General features: G+C 68.5%; 16 protein-coding genes. 7 read left to right on the forward strand and 9 right to left on the reverse strand.

Translation table 11 applies throughout. The features are described from left to right. Positions 1 to 126: 126 nt before the first annotated feature. From ACMXN5_RS12700 to typA, 7 genes are all read right to left on the reverse strand, one after another. Complete coding sequence (locus ACMXN5_RS12700) at positions 127 to 1785, reverse strand: peptide ABC transporter substrate-binding protein (RefSeq protein ID WP_439675349.1); 1659 nt, start codon at positions 1783 to 1785, stop codon at positions 127 to 129. 509 nt (positions 1786 to 2294) lie between these two features. After that, the gene (locus ACMXN5_RS12705) at positions 2295 to 3428 is read right to left on the reverse strand and encodes an ABC transporter ATP-binding protein (RefSeq protein WP_379999724.1); all 1134 of its coding nucleotides are present in this window, start codon (positions 3426 to 3428) and stop codon (positions 2295 to 2297) included. A 41-nt stretch (positions 3429 to 3469) separates the two neighbouring features. After that, the gene (locus ACMXN5_RS12710; RefSeq protein ID WP_439675350.1) at positions 3470 to 4582 is read right to left on the reverse strand and encodes an ABC transporter ATP-binding protein; all 1113 of its coding nucleotides are present in this window, start codon (positions 4580 to 4582) and stop codon (positions 3470 to 3472) included. 62 nt (positions 4583 to 4644) lie between these two features. After that, positions 4645 to 5628 carry an ABC transporter permease gene (locus ACMXN5_RS12715; protein ID WP_395794384.1) on the reverse strand — a complete coding sequence of 328 codons (984 nt, stop codon included), beginning with the start codon at positions 5626 to 5628 and terminating at the stop codon, positions 4645 to 4647. Positions 5629 to 5758: 130 nt separating this feature from the next. Further along, positions 5759 to 7522 carry an ABC transporter substrate-binding protein gene (locus ACMXN5_RS12720; protein WP_439675351.1) on the reverse strand — a complete coding sequence of 588 codons (1764 nt, stop codon included), beginning with the start codon at positions 7520 to 7522 and terminating at the stop codon, positions 5759 to 5761. A gap of 128 nt (positions 7523 to 7650) precedes the next feature. Further along, positions 7651 to 8694 carry an ABC transporter permease gene (locus ACMXN5_RS12725; protein ID WP_379999716.1) on the reverse strand — a complete coding sequence of 348 codons (1044 nt, stop codon included), beginning with the start codon at positions 8692 to 8694 and terminating at the stop codon, positions 7651 to 7653. A 326-nt stretch (positions 8695 to 9020) separates the two neighbouring features. Next, complete coding sequence (gene typA, locus ACMXN5_RS12730; protein WP_078976865.1) at positions 9021 to 10886, reverse strand: translational GTPase TypA; 1866 nt, start codon at positions 10884 to 10886, stop codon at positions 9021 to 9023. 200 nt (positions 10887 to 11086) lie between these two features. On the opposite strand from typA, the gene ACMXN5_RS12735 reads away from it, so the two are divergent. From ACMXN5_RS12735 to ACMXN5_RS12760, 6 genes are all read left to right on the forward strand, one after another. Then, positions 11087 to 11896, forward strand: a complete 810-nt coding sequence (locus ACMXN5_RS12735) for a hypothetical protein (RefSeq protein WP_439675352.1) — start codon at positions 11087 to 11089, stop codon at positions 11894 to 11896. A gap of 324 nt (positions 11897 to 12220) precedes the next feature. Continuing rightward, positions 12221 to 12544 (forward strand): hypothetical protein, encoded by a 324-nt coding sequence (locus tag ACMXN5_RS12740; RefSeq protein WP_439675353.1) that lies wholly within the window; start codon positions 12221 to 12223, stop codon positions 12542 to 12544. 4 nt (positions 12545 to 12548) lie between these two features. After that, positions 12549 to 13370 (forward strand): hypothetical protein, encoded by an 822-nt coding sequence (locus ACMXN5_RS12745; RefSeq protein ID WP_439675354.1) that lies wholly within the window; start codon positions 12549 to 12551, stop codon positions 13368 to 13370. A gap of 66 nt (positions 13371 to 13436) precedes the next feature. Next, a complete protein-coding gene (locus ACMXN5_RS12750; RefSeq protein ID WP_439675355.1) occupies positions 13437 to 15365 on the forward strand; it encodes a fumarate reductase/succinate dehydrogenase flavoprotein subunit in 1929 nt (642 codons plus the stop codon). After that, entirely contained in the window at positions 15365 to 16123 is a 759-nt protein-coding gene (locus ACMXN5_RS12755) for a succinate dehydrogenase/fumarate reductase iron-sulfur subunit (protein WP_439675356.1), read from the forward strand. Before ACMXN5_RS12750 ends, ACMXN5_RS12755 begins: the two co-directional genes overlap by 1 nt. A 73-nt stretch (positions 16124 to 16196) precedes the next feature. Continuing rightward, positions 16197 to 17411 carry an acyltransferase family protein gene (locus tag ACMXN5_RS12760; RefSeq protein ID WP_439675357.1) on the forward strand — a complete coding sequence of 405 codons (1215 nt, stop codon included), beginning with the start codon at positions 16197 to 16199 and terminating at the stop codon, positions 17409 to 17411. Between the two features lie 61 nt (positions 17412 to 17472). On the opposite strand, the gene ACMXN5_RS12765 is transcribed toward ACMXN5_RS12760, so the two are convergent. After that, positions 17473 to 19926 carry a SpoIIE family protein phosphatase gene (locus ACMXN5_RS12765; protein ID WP_439675358.1) on the reverse strand — a complete coding sequence of 818 codons (2454 nt, stop codon included), beginning with the start codon at positions 19924 to 19926 and terminating at the stop codon, positions 17473 to 17475. A gap of 92 nt (positions 19927 to 20018) precedes the next feature. Next, the gene (locus ACMXN5_RS12770; protein WP_439675359.1) at positions 20019 to 20465 is read right to left on the reverse strand and encodes a (deoxy)nucleoside triphosphate pyrophosphohydrolase; all 447 of its coding nucleotides are present in this window, start codon (positions 20463 to 20465) and stop codon (positions 20019 to 20021) included. Positions 20466 to 20599: 134 nt separating this feature from the next. On the opposite strand from ACMXN5_RS12770, the gene ACMXN5_RS12775 reads away from it, so the two are divergent. After that, positions 20600 to 21640 carry an extracellular catalytic domain type 1 short-chain-length polyhydroxyalkanoate depolymerase gene (locus ACMXN5_RS12775; RefSeq protein WP_395794363.1) on the forward strand — a complete coding sequence of 347 codons (1041 nt, stop codon included), beginning with the start codon at positions 20600 to 20602 and terminating at the stop codon, positions 21638 to 21640. Positions 21641 to 21651 lie beyond the last annotated feature (11 nt).

Here is a 21651-nt window from a genome sequence, read left to right on the forward strand (position 1 = left end):
CGAGGATCGGACCCAGGCCGGCGTCGTGGATCGCACGTCGCCGGCCCGGCCCGTCACCGCCAAGATCCGGCCGCACCGATTGCGGTGCGGCCGGACCGTGGACGATGCCGGGTCATATCCGGATCGCTACTTGACGGTGACCTCGGTCCAGACCGGGTTGCCGTACGGGTCGATTTGAACGTTGGAGACCTTGGTCGAGGAGCCGCCCTTGGTCACGTAGTACCACAGCGGGATCGACGGGACGTCCTTCGCCAACTGCCGCTCGGCGTCCTGCCAGAGCTTGATGGCCTCGGTCTGGTCGGAAGCGGCGCTCGCGCGCTTGGCCAGGTCGTCGAAGACCGGGCTGGAGTAGCCCGCGTCGTTGGACGCGGCACCGGTCTGGTAGATGTCGGCGAGGAAGTTGTCCGGGAACGGGTAGTCGCCGCGCCAGCCGGTACGGTACGCGCCCGTCATCTTCTTACCCGAGATGTCCTTGCGCGCGACACCGAACTCGGGGTAGAGCTTCGGCTCGCAGGAGCCCTGCCCGATGACCTCGTTGATGCTGTTGCAGACCGCGGTGACCCATTCCTTGTGCGGGCCGTCCGCGTTGGTGGCGATGGTGAGCTTGCCACCGGGGATGCCGCCACCGTCCTTGACCAACTGCTTGGCCTTGACCGGGTCGTACTTGGTCAGCTCGCCGGTGATGTCCTTGCTGTAACCCGGGATGTTCGGGGCCAGCCAGTCGGTCGCCGGCTGCTCGGCACCCTTGTAGATCGCCTTGACGATGCTCGCCCGGTCGATCGCCATGGAGAGGCCCTGACGGACCTTCTCCTTGCCCGGCGCGCCCCAGCCGGCGTCGTACAGCGGGAAGCCGATCTTCTGGATCGAGAACTGCGGGGCCTCGATCGCGCGCTCGCCCAGGTCCTTCTTGAAGCTGCCGATCGCCGACGTCGGAATCTGGTCGATCACGTCGAGCTTGTTGTCACGCAGCGCGGTGTAACCGGCGTCGTAGGACGTGTAGAACTGGAGCTGCACGCCGTTCGACTTCGGCTTGTCCGTACCGGCGTACTTGTCGTACTTCTTCACGGTCAGCGACTTCTTGTGGTTCCAGCCACCGTTGGCGGTGTCGAGCTGGAACGGACCGTTGCCGATCGGCGCCTCGCCGTACTTCGCCGGGTCCTTGAAGAACTCCTGCGGCAGCGGCGAGTAGACCACGTAGCCGAGGCTCGCCTTGAAGGACGAGTACGCCTGGACCAGCTTGATCGTGAACGTCTTGTCGTCCACGACCTTGAGGCCGCTCAGCTCCTTGCTGGTGGGCTCACCCTCCTTGGGGTGAGTCGCTTCGTAGCCCTCGATCTTCTCGAACCAGGGGCTCGCGTTGATCTGCTTGTTCGTGGAGACGGCGCCCCAGTTCCAGGCGTCCACGTAGGACTTCGCGGTGACCGGCTCGCCGTTGTGGAAGGTCCACCCGGACTTGATCTTCACCGTGTAGTTGATCGAGTCCGTGGACTCCACCGACTCCGCCATGGCCGGCACGGGCTGGCCGGTCTTGGAGTCGTACGTGTACAGGCCGCGGAACATGAGCTGAAGCGGGTAGAAGCCGCCGTTCTCGTTCGAGTTCGCGGGCTGGAGAGGGTTCTGCGGCTCGGTGCTGTAGGCCGAGTAGTAGCCGGCGGGCAGGCCGTTGTTGCCGCCACCGCCGCCCTTGTCGTCCTTCTTGTCGTCGCTGCTGCTGCCACACGCAGTCGCGGCCAGGCCCAGAACGGCCACACCGACGACCCACTTCACGCGCGTTGTTCCGCGCATGGGTTGCCTCCTCATGGAATCACTACCGAAGTGAAGTGCAACGGGGCCACCCGAGCGGGAAGCATCCGTCACAGCTGCTCGTAGAGTCGGCGCCCCCGAGCGCGTGACCAGGTTCCGAGCACAAGCGGATCCACTATCCGTCACCGATTGGCCGCGACCAATCCCCTGCAGGTTTCAGTTTGATCACGTAAATCCGTGATCAATCTCGAAACCCAGACATATGAGACCAGTAACGAAGCCGTATCAAACGGACACCATGTACCGCTGCCCGGAGCATACAGTCCGATGAACGAACACCCATAAGACGCCCCTACCTCGTCTCACAAAGCGAGAAACGCTACGGAGCGTGACGGCACTCGCTCGGCCGAGATGGCGCGGACCGACCGGTCGCATGGGGTTCAACGCGCGTAGCTGACCTGCAGGAAAGCACGAAAAACGGGATGCCACCAAATCGGTGGCATCCCGTTCTCGGGTGCGGTATGACGATCCGCCGTCGCGGCGACGCGTCGTTACTCCGGGTCGGTCGTGATGCCCGCCTCCAGCGCGGCCTCGATCCGCTCCTCGGGCATCGTCTCCTCCGCCTTGGCGGTCGCCTCCAGCGGACCGGGGAAGTGACACGCCACCCGGTGGCCCGCGAGCAGCGTGTCGATCCCGATCAACGGGGGCTCCTCGTTCGCGCACACGTCCTGCGCCTTGGGACAGCGGGTCCGGAAGCGGCAGCCGGACGGCGGGTTGATCGGACTGGGCATGTCGCCGAAGGCGTGCACCCGTGTCCGGTTTCCGCTCTTGTCCGGGTCCGTCTCCGGCACCGCGGCGAGCAGCGTGTGCGTGTACGGGTGGTGCGGGTTCGCGTACAACGACGTGCGGTCGGCGATCTCGACGATCTTGCCGAGGTACATCACCGCCACCCGCTGGGAGAAGTGCCGGACCACCGCGAGGTCGTGCGCGATGAACACGAACGCGATGCCCATGTCCCGTTGCAGGCCCTGGAGCAGGTTGACCACCTGCGCCTGGATGGACACGTCGAGCGCGGAGACCGGCTCGTCGGCCACGATCAACCGGGGCTGGAGCGCGAGCGCGCGGGCGATCCCGATCCGCTGCCGCTGGCCGCCGGAGAACTCGTGCGGGAAACGGTTGTAGTGCTCGGGGTTGAGACCGACACGTTCCAACAGCTCCTGCACCCGCTTTTTCCGGCCACCCTCGGGATTGATCCCGTTGACCTCCATCGGCGAACTCACGATCGCGCCGACTGTCTGTCGCGGGTTCAGCGACGAGTACGGGTCCTGGAAGATCATCTGGATCTGGCTGCGGATCGGGGCGATCTGCTTGCGGGTCGCGTGCGTGATGTCGTTGCCGTCGTAGTGGATCGTGCCGCCGGTGGGTTCGAGCAACCGGCTGATCAGCCGACCGGTGGTGGACTTGCCACACCCGGACTCGCCGACCAGGCCCACGCTCTCCCCCGCCGCGACGGACAGGTCGATCCCGTCCACCGCGCGCACGTTGAGCATCTTGCGACGGACCAGGCCGCCGCCCTTGACGGGGAAGTACTTGACCAGCCCCCGTACGTCGAGCAGCGGTTCGCCGGGCGACTTCGGCGCGGGGTCCGGAGCCGGCGCCGGGGTCTCGCTGATCGTCTCGGTCATCGTCGTTCTCCTGCTTTCTGCCGTCGGCCGAGCCTCGGCGATCAACCGAGCAGCGGGCGGACGTCGTCGATGAAGATCCGCTGCTTGTCCTCGGCGCTCAGGTGACAGGCCGACCCGCGCCCCTCGGACAGCGCCAGGACCGGCGGCTCGGTCCGGCACCGCTCGCCGCCCACCACGTCGGCGTAGTCGCACCGCGGATGGAAGGGACAACCCGACGGCGGCGCCAGCAGGCTCGGCGGCGTACCGCGCACCGGCCGCAACGGAATGTCGACGTCACCGGAGAGATTGGGCATCGAGGACAGCAGCCCCCACGTGTACGGGTGCCGCGGATTCTTCAGCACCTCGCGCACGGTGCCCTTCTCCACGCTGCGTCCCGCGTACATCACCAGCACGTCGTGCGCCATCTGGGCGATCACGCCGAGGTCGTGGGTGATGAACAGGATCGCGGTGCCGAACTCGTCCTGGAGGTCGCGGAGCAGATCCAGGATCTGCGCTTGGACCGTCACGTCGAGCGCGGTCGTCGGCTCGTCGGCGATCAGCAGGTCCGGGTCGCACACCAGCGACATCGCGATCATCGCGCGCTGGCGCATGCCGCCGGAGAAGTGGTGCGGGTAGTCGTTCACCCGGGTCTTGGGATTCGGGATGCCGACGCGGTCCAGCATCTCGATCGCCCGCGCGTGCGCGTCGCTGCGATTGGCGCCCAGGTGCCGCCGATAGGACTCGGCTATCTGCTCGCCCACCGTGTAGAACGGCGACAGCGCGGTGAGCGGGTCCTGGAAGATCATCGAGATCCGCCGCCCGCGCAGGTCGCGCAGCTTGCGCTCCGGCATGGTGATCAGCTCGCGGCCGTCGAACCGGATCTCGCCCTCGATCTTCGTCTTCTCCCGGTTGTGCAGCCCCAGGATGGTCAACGAGGACACCGACTTGCCCGAGCCGGACTCGCCGACGATGCCGAGCGTGCGGCCCTTCTCGACGTCGAAGGACAACCCGTCCACGGCCTTGACCACGCCGTCGTCGGTGGAGAAGTGCACCCGCAGATCGCGCACCGACAAGAACGCGTCCGAGCCGTCGGCGCGGGCGGAAGCCCCCGCCTTCCCGGCGGTCTCGGCCTTGCCGGTCGGCTGATCGGCGGTGGTATCGGTACTCGCGGCCATGCCCTGCTCCTCGGCCCCTGCGGCTGGTGGACGGTGACGCTGACTCATCGGACGCCGCCCTCTCACGCGAGCCGGACCCGTGGATCGATGACGGCGTACAACAGGTCCACCACGAGATTCGCGAGCATCGTGAAGCTGGCCGCGATGACCACCACGCCCATCATCATCGGCAGGTCGGAGTCGGTCACCGAGGTGACCGCGAGCATGCCGATGCCGTGCAGACTGAAGGTGCTCTCAGTGATGATCGTGCCGCTCATCAGCACGCCGATGTCCACGCCGAGCACGGTGACGATCGGGCTGAGCGCGCCCCGGAAGGCGTGTTTGATGTACACGCTGCGTCCGGACAGGCCCTTGGCCTTGAGTGTTCGTACGTAGTCCTCGGACAACACGTCCACCATCGTGGATCTGGTGAGGCGGACGTACATGGCCATGTGGATGGTCATCAGACAGATCCACGGCAACAGCAGTCCCGACGCCCATTGGAACGGATCGTCGGTGAACTGGTGATACTGCGGTCGATCCATCCAGCCCAACTGCTGGACGAAGAGATAGATGAACAGGGGCCCGAGCACGTAGATCGGTGCCGAACCGCTGAGCAGCGCAAAGCCCGTGGCGACCTTGTCGGTCTTCTTGCCCCGCCGCATCGCGGCCAGGATGCCCAGGCCGATACCCAGCGTCATGAACAGCACAACCGCGCCGATGGCCAGCGACACCGTGGTCGGGAAGCGATCCGCCACCGTGTGCGCGACGTTCTGGTTGTTGGCGAACGAGTAGCCCAGACACGGGAAGTTGCAGGTTTTCTCACCGATGTTACGGCCGGCGAAGATCCCGGATATGAAGATCCAATACTGCTCCAGGAGCGGTTTGGTCAGGCCGAGGTTGTGCCGGACCGTCTCGCGCATCTCTGGCGTGCAGTTCTTGCCACACGACAGGCGCACGACCGAGTCCTCGCCGGAGGCGGCGAAGAACAGGTAGAACGTGATGAGGCTGACGACAAGCAGGATCGCCGCTACGCCGAGCAGCCGCCGGACCAGGAATCGAAGCATGAGGCCGGTCTTCCTCCGCGATGTGCCCCCGGCGATCGATCCGGTCGGACCGGTCGGTCCCGGGAGTCGAATGCACGACTCCCGGGACCGACCGACCGACGGGCGGATCGACCGCCGACGGGCCTGACGGCTACTTGATGAAGATGTTGTTCAGGTCGATCGCGCCCTTGGAGTTGAGCGCGGCGCCGCCGATCTGCGGGCCGTACACCAGGCGGTGACGCTGGTAGATGTACGGGATGGACGGCACGTCCTGCATGATCTTCTCGTCGAGCTTCATCCACTCGACGGCCTGCGCGTTGGTGTCGGTGATCTTCAGGATGCGGTCGATCTCCGCGTCCACGGCCGGGTTCTTGTACTTGGCGTAGTTCTGGCCGTTGTCGAGCACCTGGCGGCTGTCGTACACCGGGGTGTAGACGGTCGATCCGGTCGGCCAGTCCGCTCCCCAGCCGGCCCAGTAGAGGTCACACGGCGTGTCGAGCTTGCCGATGACGTCGTAGTACTCCTTGTCGGAGATCTCCTTGCGCTCCATCTGGAAGCCGGCCTTGCCGAGCATGTCCATGATCGGCAGCGCGCGCTCCTGCTGGACCTTGGTCGTGTTGATGCACAGCACGACCTTCTGGCCGACCTTGCCGGCGGCCTCCAGCATCTGCTTGGCCTTGGCCTGGTCGCCGTCCGGCGGCAGACCGTCGAACAGGCTCTTGTACGGCGCGTAGCCCAGCTGGGTGGGCGAGGCGATCGTGGTGGAGAAGTCGCCCGCGGTCGGGCCGCCCTCGGCCAGTCGCGCGGACTGGCGCGGGAACGCGATCGCCATCGCCTTGCGGACGTTGACGTCGGTGATCCGCAGGTTGTTGATGTCGAACCGGTTCGCGTACGGGCCGATGCCGTCCGTGACCCGGTTCTTCAGCGCCGGGTCGGTGGCGATCTGCTGGGCGAAGTTGGCGTCGGGACGCTCGTTCAGGGTGAACGCGGCGGCGTCGCTGCCGGCCGCGGCCGTCAGCCGCTGGAACTGCGTCGCGCCCGGGATGCCCATCTCGAACTTGAACTGGTCCACGTACTGGTGGCGCACCGAGTCGCTGGCCGGGTCCCAGTTCGGGTTCTTGTCCAGGATCAGCTGCTTGTCCGGCTCGTGCGTGGTGATCTTGTACGGGCCGCTGGCGAACGGCTTGGTGTCGATCTGCTCCTTGGTGTCCTTCGCCTTGGGCATCGGGGCGGTGGTGCCCATCGCGGCGGCGAAGGGGAAGTCGCCCTGCGGCGAGACCAGATGGAAGATGATCGTCTTCGCGTCCGGCACCTCGATCTTGTCGTTCGGCAGCTCGGCACCGTCGTACGGACCGGGGTAGGCCTCCCAGTACTTGTCCGAGCCGGTCAGCCAGCCCTGGATCCAGACCGGGCCCTCGTTCCACGCCTTGTTGAACATGCGCTCGACGCCGTACTTGACGTCGGCGGCCACGATCGGCGTGCCGTCCTCGTACTTCAGGTTGTCCTTGAGCGTGTACTTCCAGGTCTTGCCACCGTCGGTGGTGGTGCCGGTGTCGGTCGCCAGGTCACCGACGAGGGTGGTCTTGTCACCCTCGCGCTTGTAGGTGGTCAGCCGGCGCGAGATCAGCTCGGACACCGTCATCAGGTTGCTGACGTAGGCGCGACCCGGGTCCAGGTGCGAGAAGCCGGTGCGGTTGAGGACGCCGGCCACGCCGCCCTTCTTGGCGCCCGGTACCTCGGCCGCCGGGCCCTTCGAGTCGGCTGCGGTGCCGATCACGACGGACGCCGTCTTGGCGGAGGGTTTCGCCGTGTTGTCCTTCTTGTCTCCGCCGCCGCTGCTGCACGCGGAGGCCGAGGCCGCGAGGGCCCCTACCGCGAACAGCGCGACGAATCGGCGCTTCCCCGTCGATGTCATGTGATCCCCTCATCAAGAAACCGTTCACCGGGCCCAGGTGCCGCGGCGGGTGGGACGTACGCAGGAGCGGTTGCGCAGGCTCCGGGGTCACGACGGGCACGATCGGCCCGCGCGTGGACCCCGGCCGGTCATCGGTTCGACTTGGGGTCGAGCGCGTCGCGTACCGAATCGCCGAGGAGGTTGAAGGCGAGCACGAAGATCACCATCGCGATGGCCGGGAAGGCCAGGTAGGTGACGTCGCTCTGCATGCCTTCGAAACCCTTGTTGATCATCCGACCCCAGTCCGGGGTGGGTTCGGTCATGCCGACCCCGAGGAAGGACAGCGCCGCCTCGGTGGTCACGTATGTCGGCAGGTCGAGCGTGGCGACGATCAGGATCGGGGTCCACAGGTTGGGCAGCAGCTCCTTGAAGATGATCCGCCCGGATCCCGCCCCGCTGACCTTCGCCGCCTCGATGTACTCGCGTTCGCGCATCGACAGGACCTGGCCCCGCAGGATGCGGGCGATCCGGGTCCAGCCGAACAACGACAGCACGATGATCAGGGCCGTCGCCCGGAGCATCGTCGGTGTCGTCTCGCGCTCGCTGACGAACAGCGCGAGCACGATCGGGGTGAACGCGATGAAGAACAACTGCGAGGGCATCGCCAGCAGGGTGTCGATCACCCGGCTGATCACGTAGTCCACCTTGCCGCCGAGGTATCCGGCGGTGATGCCCAGGACGGTGCCGACCACCGTCACGATGATCACCACGACCACGGCCAGCAGCAGCGAGGTACGGATCCCGTACACGAGCTGCATCAGCACGTCCCGGCCGACCGCGGGTTCGATGCCGAACCAGTGCTCGCCCGAGATGCCGCCGTTGGGCGCGATGGGCGCGCCGACCTCGTTGAGCAGGCCCGGGTGGATCTGCCCGTAACGTGTGTACGGGTCCTTTCCGTACAGCTTTTCGATCAATGGCGCAGCGAAAGCGATCAAGAAAAAGAAAATCACGATCGACGCGGATATGACGCCGCTGCGATCCTTGCGGAAACGCCGCCAGGCGAGCTGGCCGGGCGATCGCCCGACCACCTCTTGCGGTGCCGCCGCGACCCCCGCTTCGGAGAGCGGTGAGTCGGGCGTTCCCGGATTCGGGGATCCTCCCGCCTCCGGGACCAGCTGGGGTTGCATGGTCATGACTGCAAATACCCCCGAGTCGCGGTCGAGTGCGACCGGATTCCGTTTGGTTTGGTGGCCGCACGGACTCTCGCAACCCAATTACCGTGTCGTCAAGAGGACAGTCATACTAAACCCGAGAGCGAAAGATATTCGTCATTTATGTTTGTTAGAACTTTCGCATCTGATCGATTTTTGCTCGAAAATGTTACTCGCATTGGAAACATAACGAATATAACCGGGCAAAGATATCGAGTTGGTCTCAGCATGCGAAAAGCCGGTGACCTGCGGGTTCGACCGCAGGTCACCGGCTCGTTTCGGGTCGCCGAACGGCGCCCTTCGCGTGATCAGCGCTTGGCACGCGAGGCCGAGCGGCCCCGCTCCTTCTGATCGAGGACGACCTTGCGGATGCGCACGGTCTCCGGGGTCACCTCGATGCACTCGTCCTCGCGGCAGAACTCGAGGGCCTGCTCCAGCGACAGCTTGCGCGGCGGGATCAGCTTCTCGGTCTCGTCGGAGGTCGACGAGCGCATGTTCGTGAGCTTCTTCTCCTTGGTGATGTTGACGTCCATGTCGTCGGCGCGCGAGTTCTCGCCGACGATCATGCCCTCGTACACCTCGGTGGTCGGCTCGACGAACATCTGGCCGCGTTCCTGCAGGTTCATCATCGCGAACGGCGTCGCGACGCCGGCGCGGTCGGCCACCAGGGAGCCGTTGTTGCGGGTCCGGATCTCACCGAACCAGGGCTCGTAGCCCTCGTGCACGCTGTGCGCGATGCCGGTGCCGCGGGTGTCCGTGAGGAACTCGGTACGGAACCCGATCAGACCGCGGGCGGGCACCACGAACTCCATCCGGATCCAGCCGGTGCCGTGGTTGGTCATCGTCTCCATGCGGCCCTTGCGGGACGCCAGGAGCTGGGTGATCGCGCCGAGGTACTCCTCGGGCGAGTCGATGGTCAGCCGCTCGACCGGCTCGTGGATCTTGCCATTGACCTCGCGGGTGACCACCTGCGGCTTGCCGACGGTGAGCTCGAAGCCCTCCCGGCGCATGGTCTCCACCAGGATCGCCAGCGCCAGCTCGCCGCGGCCCTGGACCTCCCACGTGTCGGGGCGCTCGGTGGGCAGCACGCGCAGCGACACGTTGCCGACCAGCTCGCGCTCCAGGCGGTCCTTCACCAGGCGGGCGGTGACCTTGTGGCCCTTGCCCCCCTTGCCGACCAGCGGCGAGGTGTTGGTGCCGATGGTCATCGAGATCGCGGGCTCGTCCACCGTGATCAGCGGCAGCGGACGCGGGTCCTCGGGGTCGGCGATGGTGTCGCCGATCATGATGTCCGGGATGCCGGCGATGGCGATGATGTCGCCGGGGCCGGCCTCCTCGGCGGGCTTGCGCTCGAGCTGGTCGGTCATCAGCAGCTCGGTGATCTTCACCCGCTCGATGGTGCCGTCGTGCCGGCACCACGCGGCCTGCTGGCCCTTGCGGATGGTGCCCTGGTGCACGCGGCACAGCGCGATGCGGCCGAGGAAGTTGGACGCGTCCAGGTTGGTCACGTGGGCCTGGAGCGGCGCGCCCTCCTCGTACTCCGGGGCGGGGATGGAGTCGAGGATGGCCTGGAAGAACGGCTCCAGGCTGTCGCTGTCGGTCGGCACGGTGCCGTCGGCGGGGCGGACGAGCGTGGCCACACCGTCGCGCGCGCACGCGTAGACGATGGGGAACTCGATCTGCTCCTCGGTGGCGTCCAGGTCCATGAACAGCTCGTAGGTCTCGTCGACGACCTCGGAGATGCGCGAGTCGGGACGGTCGACCTTGTTGATGCACAGGATGACCGGCATCTTCGCCGCGAGCGCCTTGCGGAGCACGAAGCGGGTCTGCGGGAGCGGTCCCTCCGACGCGTCGACGAGCAGCACGACACCGTCCACCATCGACAGGCCGCGCTCCACCTCTCCGCCGAAGTCGGCGTGGCCGGGCGTGTCGATGATGTTGATGGTGACCGTGGGGCCACCGTCCTTGGGGTGATAGGCGACGGCGGTGTTCTTCGCGAGAATGGTGATGCCCTTCTCGCGCTCCAGGTCGTTGGAGTCCATCACCCGGTCGTCCATCTGGTGGTGGGCACTGAACGTGCCCGCCTGCTTCAGCATGGCGTCGACGAGGGTGGTCTTGCCGTGGTCGACGTGGGCGACGATGGCGACGTTGCGGATGTCATGGCGCGTGGGCACGGCTGCGTGTCTCTCGGCTTCGGTCGGGGATGCTACGGACGGCCGGCGACCGCGGGCCTCCTCGGTCGTGCGATGGGCATCGCGCGAACCGGCCTGCCTCCTCGGCGCCAAGGTCAATCGTACGGGGAGTAACGCGCGCCGCTCGGTGCCGGCGCCCGCGAGAAGCCGTTCGGGGGGCGTACAGGGCACAATCCGTAGGTGTGAGCGAGTCTGGCGAGTCCTTCAACGAACGCATCCGCAAGCGGTGGTCCCGGCGGGCCGCGGAACGGCGGGACGGAACCTTTGGGCCCGTTCCGACCGATATGGGGGCGGACGAAACGCCCGCCCCGTCGGATCAGGGCACCCCCGAGGGGCGGGCGCGGGTGCTGTACGAGCGGGCCACCGAGGCCTATCGCGACGGAGATGTCGCCCTGGTCGAACAATTGGCGGATCTGATCCCCGACGGGCCGGAAAGTGAGCCCTATCGCACTTTCGCGCGTGTCCAGTCCCTGGAGGCGCACGCCGACGACGCCGCGGCGGCCGCGGTCGCCCGGGCCTATCTGGACCGGATCGGCCCGAGCCATCCGGCCTGGGACACCGCCCGCGCGCTGTTCGGCGAGGTCATGGTGCAGGCGCTGATCATGGGCACGGTGCCGCTCGCGGACAACCTGGCCGCCGCCGAGGAGGCGCTGCGCAAGCCGGGCGATTCGTACCTGCACCCGTCGGGCGCGACGATCCGCTTCGAGGCCGAGGACGACGAGCCGCTGCTGATGGTGTTGCACGGAAACGCCGCGAAAGCGGTACGCGCCGCCAAACGCCTGGTGGACACCGAAAAGCGGGCATCCCGCGCCGGGCATGCCGACGCATTGTGCACATTCGCGCTGTGTGTATGCGCCGAGGGCGACATCGTCTCCGCCCGGGAGGCGCTGGCCGAGGCGGAACGTATTCTTCCCGGCCGGCCCCGGATCGCCGCGACCCGCGCCCGGGTGGAATCCAGCCCGGCCGCCACGATGCGCCTCGACGATCGCTGAGTCCACCCGATCACCGAACTCGGCAATCGGCGGACATCGACAAGATCGTTAAACCTCGATCGGCCGGCCCGAGCGAAGATCTTTATCGCCCATCCCCCCTGATCACCGGAATTCGATCTTCTTTCCCGAAGATCGAATTCCGGTGATCTTTCCGTCCCCGATCACGTTTTCCCGATCTGTGACCGACGAGATCCGCGAAACACTTTCCATCGATTGATCGTTCGCGCCAGACTGCCGACGTTCCCACCTCGGGAATCCATGGCAAGTCCGCAACACCATCCCCATCCCCCGGCCCCCGACGACGTGGCGCCGGAAAAGCAGGAGGTGAGCGCGATCTTGACGACTCGGGCGCACGAGGACCTGGCCCTTGCCCGGCGCAGGCTCGACGAACTGGCACGCGCGGTGCGCACTCTGCGCCGCACTCTCGGCGATACGTACGGCGTCCGTCGGCTCTGCGACGACGTGGAGCGGGCTCGGAGCAGTCTCGGCTTCGTGGGCGAGACGATCGCCGAGGCCGAACCCGTGATCGTGCCCGTCCCCACGCCGAGCGAAGTGATGTCCGATCTGCCGTACGACCCGGTCATCTTCGCGGACGCGGACGACGAAGGCGTGGGCGGCATGCGACCGCAGCGCCGGACAGGAAGGTGACGTCTTGGCTACAGGGACGACGGGGCCGGCGGGCAGCACCGGCACCAACGCGCCGGGCCGCGCACAAATCCCGGCGCGACATCTGCGCACGGACCGCTGGTGGCTCTCGCCCGCGGTGACCGTGACCATCCTGTCCGCGTTCATCGTCTACTCGACGTGGCGGGCGTTCGCGAACGACGACTACTTCGCCGAGCCCTACGTGTCGCCGTTCTACTCGCCCTGTCTGGCGTCCAAGTGCGACAGCATGCCGATGAGCGCCAACGCGCCGCTGTTCGGCGACTGGTGGGGACTGTCCCCGGCGCTGCTGATCCTGATCTTCCCGCTCGGCTTCCGACTGACCTGCTACTACTACCGCAAGGCGTACTACCGGGGATTCTGGGCGTCGCCGTCGGCGTGCGCGGTCCCCGAGCCGCGCGGCTCCTACTCGGGCGAGACCCGGTTCCCGCTGATCCTGCAGAACATCCACCGCTACTTCTTCTGGTTCGCGGCGGTGGTGGCGGTGATCCTGACCTGGGACGTGCTGATCGCGTTCCGCGACGAGCACGGCGCCTGGGGGCACATGGGGCTCGGCACCCTGGTGCTGCTCGCGAACGTGCTGCTGATCTGGGCGTACACGCTGTCGTGCCACTCGTGTCGGCACATCGTCGGCGGCAAGCTCAAGCACTTCTCCAAGCACCCCGTGCGCTATCGCCTCTGGGGCTTCGTCAGCCGGCTCAACGGCCGGCACATGGAACTGGCCTGGGCCTCGCTGTTCGGCGTCGCGCTCGCCGACCTGTACGTGTACCTGGTCGCGAGCGAGGTCTTCCACGATCCCCGCTTCTTCTGAGCGATCCCCCCGCACGGTTCTTCGCCCCCGGCACCAACGTCCCAGCCCAGTACAGGAGTGGCACTCGTGTCCGAAGTGGAACGTCATTCGTACGACGTGGTCGTGATCGGCGCGGGCGGCGCCGGATTGCGGGCCGCCATCGAGGCCCGCACGCGCGGCCTGCGCACCGCCGTGGTCTGCAAGTCGCTGTTCGGCAAGGCCCACACGGTGATGGCCGAGGGCGGCATCGCCGCCTCGATGGGCAACGTGAACTCGCAGGACGGCTGGAAGGTGCACTTCCGCGACACCATGCGCGGCGGCAAGTTCCTCAACCACTGGCGGATGGCCGAGCTGCACGCCAAGGAAGCCCCGGACCGCGTCTGGGAGTTGGAGTCCTGGGGTGCGCTGTTCGACCGCACCGCCGACGGCCGGATCAGCCAGCGCAACTTCGGCGGCCACGAGTATCCGCGCCTCGCGCACGTCGGCGACCGCACCGGACTGGAGCTGATCCGCACCCTCCAGCAGCGCATCGTCGCGCTCCAGCAGGAGGACGAACGCGAGTTCGGCGACGCCGAGGCGCGGCTGAAGGTCTTTCAGGAGTGCACGATCACCCGGCTGCTGACCGTGCCCGACGCCGGCTCCGAGGCGGGCAACCGGATCGCGGGCGCGTTCGGTTATTGGCGCGAGTCGGGCCGGTTCACCGTCTTCGACGCGCCGGCGGTGGTGCTGGCCACGGGCGGGATCGGCAAGGGCTTCAAGGTCACCTCGAACTCGTGGGAGTACACGGGCGACGGGCAGGCGCTCGCGTTGCTCGCGGGCGCGCCGCTGATCAACATGGAGTTCATCCAGTTCCACCCGACGGGGATGGTCTGGCCGCCGTCGGTGAAGGGGATCCTGGTCACCGAGTCGGTGCGCGGCGACGGCGGGGTGTTGCTCAACTCCGAGGGCAAACGCTTCATGTTCGACTACGTCCCGGACGTGTTCAAGGAGAAGTACGCCAAGACCGAGGCCGAGGGCGACCGCTGGTACACCGACCAGGAGAACAACAAGCGTCCGCCCGAGCTGCTGCCCCGGGACGAGGTGGCGCGGGCGATCAACTCCGAGGTCAAGGCCGGTCGGGGCTCGCCGCACGGCGGGGTGTTCCTGACCGTGGTCGGCCGGATGGCCGGCGGCACCGAGGAGATCCGCCGCAAACTGCCGTCGATGTACCACCAGTTCAAGGAACTCGCCGACGTGGACATCACCGCCGAGGCGATGGAGGTGGGTCCGACCTGCCACTACGTGATGGGCGGGATCGCGGTGGACCCGGACACCGCGGCCACCCCGGGCGTGCTCGGCCTGTACGCGGCCGGCGAGGTCGCCGGCGGCATGCACGGCAGCAATCGGCTCGGCGGCAACTCGCTGTCCGATCTGCTGGTGTTCGGCCGCCGGGCGGGCGAACACGCGGCGCGTTACGCCGAGGAGATCGGCGAGGCACGGCGCGAGGCCCCGCAGGAGCAGCTGGACGCGGCCGAGGCCGAGGCACTGGCACCGTTCGCCGTGGAGAGCGCGGAGAACCCGTACACGGTCCACCAGGAGCTCCAGCAGACCATGAACGACCTGGTCGGCATCATCCGCCGGGAGGGCGAGATGACCGAGGCGCTGACCCGCCTGGACGAGCTCAAGGCGCGCGCGGCCAAGGCGGGCGTGGAGGGCCACCGGCAGTACAACCCGGGCTGGCACCTGGCCCTGGACCTGCGCAACATGCTCCTGGTGTGCGAGTGCGTGGCGCGCTCGGCCCTGGAGCGGCAGGAGAGCCGCGGCGGGCACACCCGCGACGACTTCCCGGCGATGTCCGCCGAGTGGCGTCGGGTGGTGCTGGCGTGCTCGATCGTCGACCCCGACGCGGAAACCCTGTCCGTGCGGCTGACCAGGAGCGAGGCCGTGCCGATGCGCGCCGACCTGCTGGAGCTGTTCGAGCGGGACGAGCTGACGAAGTACCTGACCGACGCGGAGCTTCCCGGGAAGGACGGCTGATGACCCACAAGGCGGACTTCCGCATCTGGCGCGGCGACACCGACGGCGGCGAGCTGCGCGACTTCAAGGTCGAGGTGAACGAGGGCGAGGTGGTCCTCGACATCATCCACCGGCTCCAGGCCACCCAAGCCCCGGACCTCGCGGTGCGGTGGAACTGCAAGGCGGGCAAGTGCGGTTCGTGCAGCGCGGAGATCAACGGCCGGCCGCGGTTGTTGTGCATGACCCGGATGAGCACGTTCGCGCCGGACGAGGTGGTCACGGTCACCCCGATGCGCACCTTCCCGGTGATCCGCGACCTGGTCACCGACGTGTCGTTCAACTACGCGAAGGCCCGGCAGGTGCCCTCGTTCACGCCGCCGGAGGGGCTGAAGCCGGGCGAGTACCGGATGCAGCAGGTCGACGTGGAGCGCTCACAGGAGTTCCGCAAGTGCATCGAGTGTTTCCTGTGCCAGAACACCTGCCACGTCATCCGCGACTTCGAGGACAACAAGGCGGCGTTCTCCGGTCCGCGCTTCCTGATGCGGATCGCCGAGTTGGACATGCACCCGCTGGACGTGGCGGACCGGCAAAAGGCCGCGCAGGAGGAGCACGGGCTCGGCCTGTGCAACATCACCAAGTGCTGCACGGACGTGTGTCCGGAGCACATCCACATCACCGACAACGCGCTGATCCCGATGAAGGAACGGGTCGCCGACCGCAAGTACGACCCGCTGGTCTGGCTGGGCAACAAGATCCGCCGGCGGGGGGCCGGGGACTGAGGCGGGACGGGCGGCTCGGCACCGACACGGCCACTCGCACAACGGATCGAACGGGTGTGTACGTTTCCAGGTTGTGAAAATAGCCGAGTCGCTTCGACTCCGACCGGATTCCCGGGGGCCGCGGCCGGCCACCGGGGCCACCGCCCCCGGCCCGGTCGGCCCGCCGGCCGCCCCGCTCGCGACGCCGGGATCCCCGCGGCGCCTGGCCGCCCTGGACGGGCTGCGCTTCCTCGCCGCGCTCATGGTCGTGCTGTACCACTACGCCGGCTACGCGGGCGGCATCGGGAACGGGGCCTGGAACGGCAAGTCCACGGCGGTGCTCTTCCCGACCGTGTCCGGGATCGCCGCGTACGGCTGGCTCGGGGTCGAACTGTTCTTCCTGATCAGCGGTTTCGTGATCTGCATGAGCAGTTGGGGGCGCGCCCTGGGCGACTTCTTCCGCTCGCGGGTGGTCCGGCTCTACCCGGCCTACTGGGCCGCGGTGCTGGTGACGGCCGTGGTACTGCGGTTGTGGCCGACGGTGCGCGGCGCGCCCAAGTCGGGCGACGTGCTGACCAACCTGACGATGCTGCACGAGGCGCTGGGCGTGCGGCATGTGGACGGCGTGTACTGGACGTTGTGGGCCGAACTGCGCTTCTACCTGCTCTTCGCCCTCGTGGTCGGGCTCGGCCGCGGCGTCACCTACCGGCGCACGGTGCTGTTCTGCGTGACGTGGACGGTGGCCGCGGTGGTGGTCACCTCGACCGGGGACGAACTCCTGGAGTCCGTCGTCCAGCCGAAGTTCGCCCCGTTCTTCATCGGCGGCGTCGCGCTCTACCTGGTCCGCCGGTTCGGCCCGGACCCGCTGCTGTGGGGCATCGTGGGCATGTCCTGGTTCCTGGCCCTGCATTCGATCGTCGTGGAGATCCCGCGCCAGGTGGACGCGAACCACCCGCACCTGTCCGCGACGATCTGCATGGGCGTGGTCACCGCCTTCTACGGGGTGATGATCGCCCTCGCGCTGGGTCTGCTCGACTGGATCACCTGGTCCGGCCTGACCGCGCTCGGCGCCCTCACCTATCCGCTCTACCTGCTCCACGAGGACATCGGCTGGACCCTGATCCACGCCCTCGACCGCCCGGGCCGCTCGGCCTTCGTGGTCCTGGGCGCGGTCACCCTCGTGATGATCGTGGCCGCGTGGCTCCTGCACCGCGTGGTCGAACGCCCGTTGGCGAGGGTCCTGAACCGGGCCCTGGTCCGGGGCATCGCCCGGATGCGCGAGTCGACTCCGGAACCGCGCCGGGCCTGAGGGGAGCGTCGCCCGCGCCGGTACGGTCGGTGTGGGCGACGCTCCCGGGGTGCGGCAACCGCTATTCGGGGAGCGGGAGTTCGAACCAGACCGTCTTGCCGTGGCCGGATTTCCGGCTGCCCCAGCGTTCGGCGAGCTGGTTGACCAGTTGCAGGCCCCGGCCGCCCTCGTCGGTGTCGTCGGCCTCGCGCATGCGCGGCAGGGTGGTGCCCGCGTCGGCGACCTCGCACAACAGAGCGCGACCACGCAGCAGGCGCAGCCGGATCGGGCCCGCGCCGTAGCGCAGGGCGTTGGTGACGAGTTCGCTGACCAGCAGCTCGGTGATGTCGACCAGGGCGTCCAGGCCCCACTCGGTGAGCGTCTTGCGGCTCAGCTCGCGGGCCCGGGAGACCACGGCGGGTTCGGCCGGCAACCACCACGAGGCGACCGAGTCCTCGGCGAGGGCGTCCAGGCGGGCCACCAGGAGGGCCACGTCGTCGAATCCGGGCTCCTCGTGCACGTCCGCGACGATCCGGTCGGCGGTGCGCTCCAGGGTCCCCGGCGGCCCCGCCAGGGCGTCGCACAGCAGGCCGATGCCGACGTCGAGCGAGCGGTCCCGGGTCTCCACCAGGCCGTCGGTGTACAGCACCAGCGTGCTGCCCGACTCGACCGCGAAGTCGCCCTGCTCGAAGCCCAGTCCACCCACGCCGAGCACGGTGCCCGGCGGGTTGTCGACCACCCTGGGCCGACCCGTCGGCGGCACCAGGATCGGCGGCATGTGGCCCGCGCTGGCGAACTCGCAGGTACGCGCGACGGGGTCGTAGACCACGTAGACACACGTCGCGTAGTGCAGTTCCCCGAGCCCCACCACGATGTCGTCCAGATGCCCCAGCACCTCGGCGGGCGGCAGTTCCAGTCCCGCGAGGGTGCGCACGGCGGTGCGCAACTGCCCCATCACCGCCGCCGCGTGCACCCCGTGGCCCATCACGTCGCCGACCACGAGCCCGATCCGGCCGCCGGACAGCGGGATCACGTCGTACCAGTCGCCGCCGACCTCGGTGACGGAGCTGCCCGGCAGGTAGCGGTGCGCGACCGCGATGCCCGGCAGGTCCGGGAGGTTCTGCGGGAGCAGGCTGCGCTGCAGCATCACCGCGGTCTCGCGCTGGTGGTGGTACAGCCGCGCGTTGTCCACCGACACCGCCGCGCGCGAGCCCAGTTCGGTGGCCAGGGTGAGGTCGTCGGGGTCGAAGGCGGGTCGGCCCTCACCGCGCCCGAGCAACAGCGTGCCCAGCACCACGCCCCGGGCGCTGAGCGGAACCACGATCATCGTATGCAGCCCGAGGGCCCGCGCCGCCTCGGCCCGGGTCGGGTCGTGGATCAGCTCGTCGTACATCTCGTCCTGCACGTTGCGCATCAGGTACGAGCCGCCCGTGCGCAGGCAGCGGCCGAACGTGGAGTCGGCCGCGTAGACCAATGTGCTGCCCTGGCGCAGCAGTTCGTCGGTGTACCGCCCCGGGCGCGCGCCGCGTGAGGCGACGCGCTGCAGGCGGGCCTTCTCGGCGTGCGCGCCGGGCGGGATCTCCTCGCCCTGCACGATCGCCTCCAGCAGGTCCACCGCGGCCAGGTCGGCGAATCCGGGCACCACCGACGCGGTCAGCTCCTCCGCGATCCGAGGGATGTCGAGGGTGGCGCCGAGCCGGGTGCCGGCCTCGTTCAGCAGCGCGAGCCGCTTGCGCGCGGCGTCGACCTTGACCATCGCGTAGTGCCGCTCGGTCACGTCGATCAGCGAGCAGCTGATACCCAGGATCCGGCCGCCGGGCGCCTCCAGGCGGTTGTACGACATCGACCACACCGTGCGCGGGCTGCCGTCGACGGGGATCGGGCCGAAGATGCGCGAGTCGACCACGGGCTCGCCGGTCTCCAGGACGCGCTGCTGGATGGTGCGCACCCGCTCGGTGTCCATCCCGGGGCGGACCTCTTCGAGGCGGCGTCCGATGTGCGCCTCGACCGGCATGCGGTTGATCGCGGCGAGCGCGTCGTTGACCGCGACGTAGCGCAGGTCGGCGTCGAAGATACCCACCCCGATCGGCGACTGGTCGAACAGCGCCTCGCGGATCGCGAGGTCGGCCTCGACCTTGTGCACCACCGCCGAGTCCATCGAGGTGATCAGCACGAACCGGTTGCCGTCCAGGTCCTCGGCGAAGGCGGCCCGCGACTCGACCGTGCACAGTGTGCCGTCGCCTCGACGCATCGTGTACAGCCCGGCGAACACGTCGACGCCGGCCACCGCGTCGGTCGTGGCCGCCTGCTGCTCGGGGGTGAACGGCGGATGCACCAGGTCGACCGCGCGGGCGCCGAGGATGTCCTCGCGCCGGTAGCCGAACAGCTGCTCGGCGGCGGCGCTCCACATCACGATCCGGCCCTCGGCGTCGAGTACCCAGGTGGCCGACGGGACCAGATCGAACAGGGATCCGGGCGCCGTCGAACGCCGGGCCGGGTCCCCCGGATTCCGGTCGACTTCTCGGCGCTGCTCCATGGACGGCGGATTCCTTTGTCGCTGCTACTCCGGACCGTTTTCCCGATTGATCACCATCTCAAGCCCGGCCCCCGGGCACGGCCACGTCGACCTTATCCAGGCATTGGCAGCGATTCGTCGCCTATGACCTGCTTTCCGGTAGCCGACTCGGCCATGACCGCCACGACCAGGTCCACCGCCGGTCGATCCGCCGCGAGCCAGTCCAGGTCCGCCACCGCGGTCGGCGCGAGCCAGCGCACTTCCGAGTGGTCCTGGAGCGGGCGCGGCACACCCGAGACCAGATCGGCGAGCCATACGTGCAACACGTACCCTTTCCCGAGCGGCCACGCACCGGGCAACCGGCGCACCGGGCGCACGGTCACGCCCAGCTCCTCGCGGCATTCGCGCACCAGCGCGGCGGTCTCGTCCTCGCCAGGCTCGACCTTGCCGCCGGGGAACTCCCAACCGCCCGCCAACGCGGCGGGCGCGCTGCGGCAGGCGGCCAGCAGGCGTCCCCGGTGGAGGATCGCGGCGCCGACGACGATGCGGGTCCCGGTCATGGCGGACAACTCTACGTGCCGCGCGGGCGCCGCAGCAGGCAACCTTTGTCGGTTCGCGAGCGTCTGTCTTCGGGGACATGCTTCCCGAACGGACCGGATCCGGACCCGGGTCGCCGAGCGAGGTGGGGTGGGCTGTGGCGGGATCCCGGTACCCGGGCCTGCGGGGGGTGGGTCGCGCGCTCGCGGTGTTCGCCGCGGTCGCCGCCGTACTCGCCGTGTTCGCGCTGTCCCGGCTGACCGCGCACGCGAGCGATCCCGCCGCGCGGGCCCGCTCCGCCGCGGTGGACGTCGGCTGCGACGGGCGCGACCGGCAGGGGTGGGTGAGCGTTCCCGTGTCCTTCTCCGGCGAGACCTTTCGGGTCCAGGCGTACCTGCCGCAGAGCTACGACGGCACCGAACCCCGGCCGCTGGTGCTCAACCTGCACGGCAGCAACAGCACCGGCGCGGCGCAGATGGCGATCACCGGGATGGGCGCGTCGGCCGAGCGCCACGGCTTCGTCGTCGCGATCCCCGAGGGCGGGTTGAAGTATCCGGGCAGCGGTCCCGGGCGGGCCTGGAACATCCCCGGCGTGCCGCTGTACGGCGGGCATCCGGCCGCGGCGGGCGGTCGGGACGAGGTCGGCTTCGTGGGCGCCGCGCTGGACGCGCTGGACCGCTCGTTGTGCCTGGACGATCGGCGGGTGTACGCGACCGGGTTCTCCGGCGGTGCGCGGATGACGTCGCTGCTGGGGTGCACGCTCAGTCGGCGGATAGCGGCGATCGCCCCCGTGGCGGGTCTGCGCGCCGACGGCACGGACGGGGCCCGGCCGGCGCCGTGTCGGCCGATCCGGCCCGTCCCCGTGCTGACCTTCCACGGGCTGGCCGACCAGGCGAACCCCTACGACGGCGGGCCCGCCTCGCGCTGGACGTACGCGGTGCCCGAGGCGGCGCGGCGCTGGGCCGGGATCGACGGCTGCCCGGGCAAGCCGGTGCGCACGCGCGTGTCCCGGCACGTCGAGCGCACGACGTACGGCGACTGCGCCGGCGGCACGACGGTGGTCCTGTACACCCAGTCCGACGCGGGGCACACCTGGCCGGGCGCGGCCGGTGTCGAGGTGCGCGGCTTCGGGCGGATCAACCAGGAGATCTCGGCGAACGACCTGATGTGGGCCTTCTTCGCCAAGTACTCGTTGTGAGGCGGCTGCAC

It is taken from the genome of Embleya australiensis, from assembly GCF_051903075.1.
Lineage (GTDB): Bacteria > Actinomycetota > Actinomycetes > Streptomycetales > Streptomycetaceae > Embleya.

Bases quoted from the DNA above. Each gene is read 5' to 3' on its own strand.
- ACMXN5_RS12700 (WP_439675349.1), bottom strand. From the start codon at position 1,785: ATGCGCGGAACAACGCGCGTGAAGTGGGTCGTCGGTGTGGCCGTTCTG.
- ACMXN5_RS12705 (WP_379999724.1), bottom strand. From the start codon at position 3,428: ATGACCGAGACGATCAGCGAGACCCCGGCGCCGGCTCCGGACCCCGCG.
- ACMXN5_RS12710 (WP_439675350.1), bottom strand. From the start codon at position 4,582: ATGGCCGCGAGTACCGATACCACCGCCGATCAGCCGACCGGCAAGGCC.
- ACMXN5_RS12715 (WP_395794384.1), bottom strand. From the start codon at position 5,628: ATGCTTCGATTCCTGGTCCGGCGGCTGCTCGGCGTAGCGGCGATCCTG.
- ACMXN5_RS12720 (WP_439675351.1), bottom strand. From the start codon at position 7,522: ATGACATCGACGGGGAAGCGCCGATTCGTCGCGCTGTTCGCGGTAGGG.
- ACMXN5_RS12725 (WP_379999716.1), bottom strand. From the start codon at position 8,694: ATGACCATGCAACCCCAGCTGGTCCCGGAGGCGGGAGGATCCCCGAAT.
- ACMXN5_RS12755 (WP_439675356.1), top strand. From the start codon at position 15,365: ATGACCCACAAGGCGGACTTCCGCATCTGGCGCGGCGACACCGACGGC.
- ACMXN5_RS12765 (WP_439675358.1), bottom strand. From the start codon at position 19,926: ATGGAGCAGCGCCGAGAAGTCGACCGGAATCCGGGGGACCCGGCCCGG.
- ACMXN5_RS12770 (WP_439675359.1), bottom strand. From the start codon at position 20,465: ATGACCGGGACCCGCATCGTCGTCGGCGCCGCGATCCTCCACCGGGGA.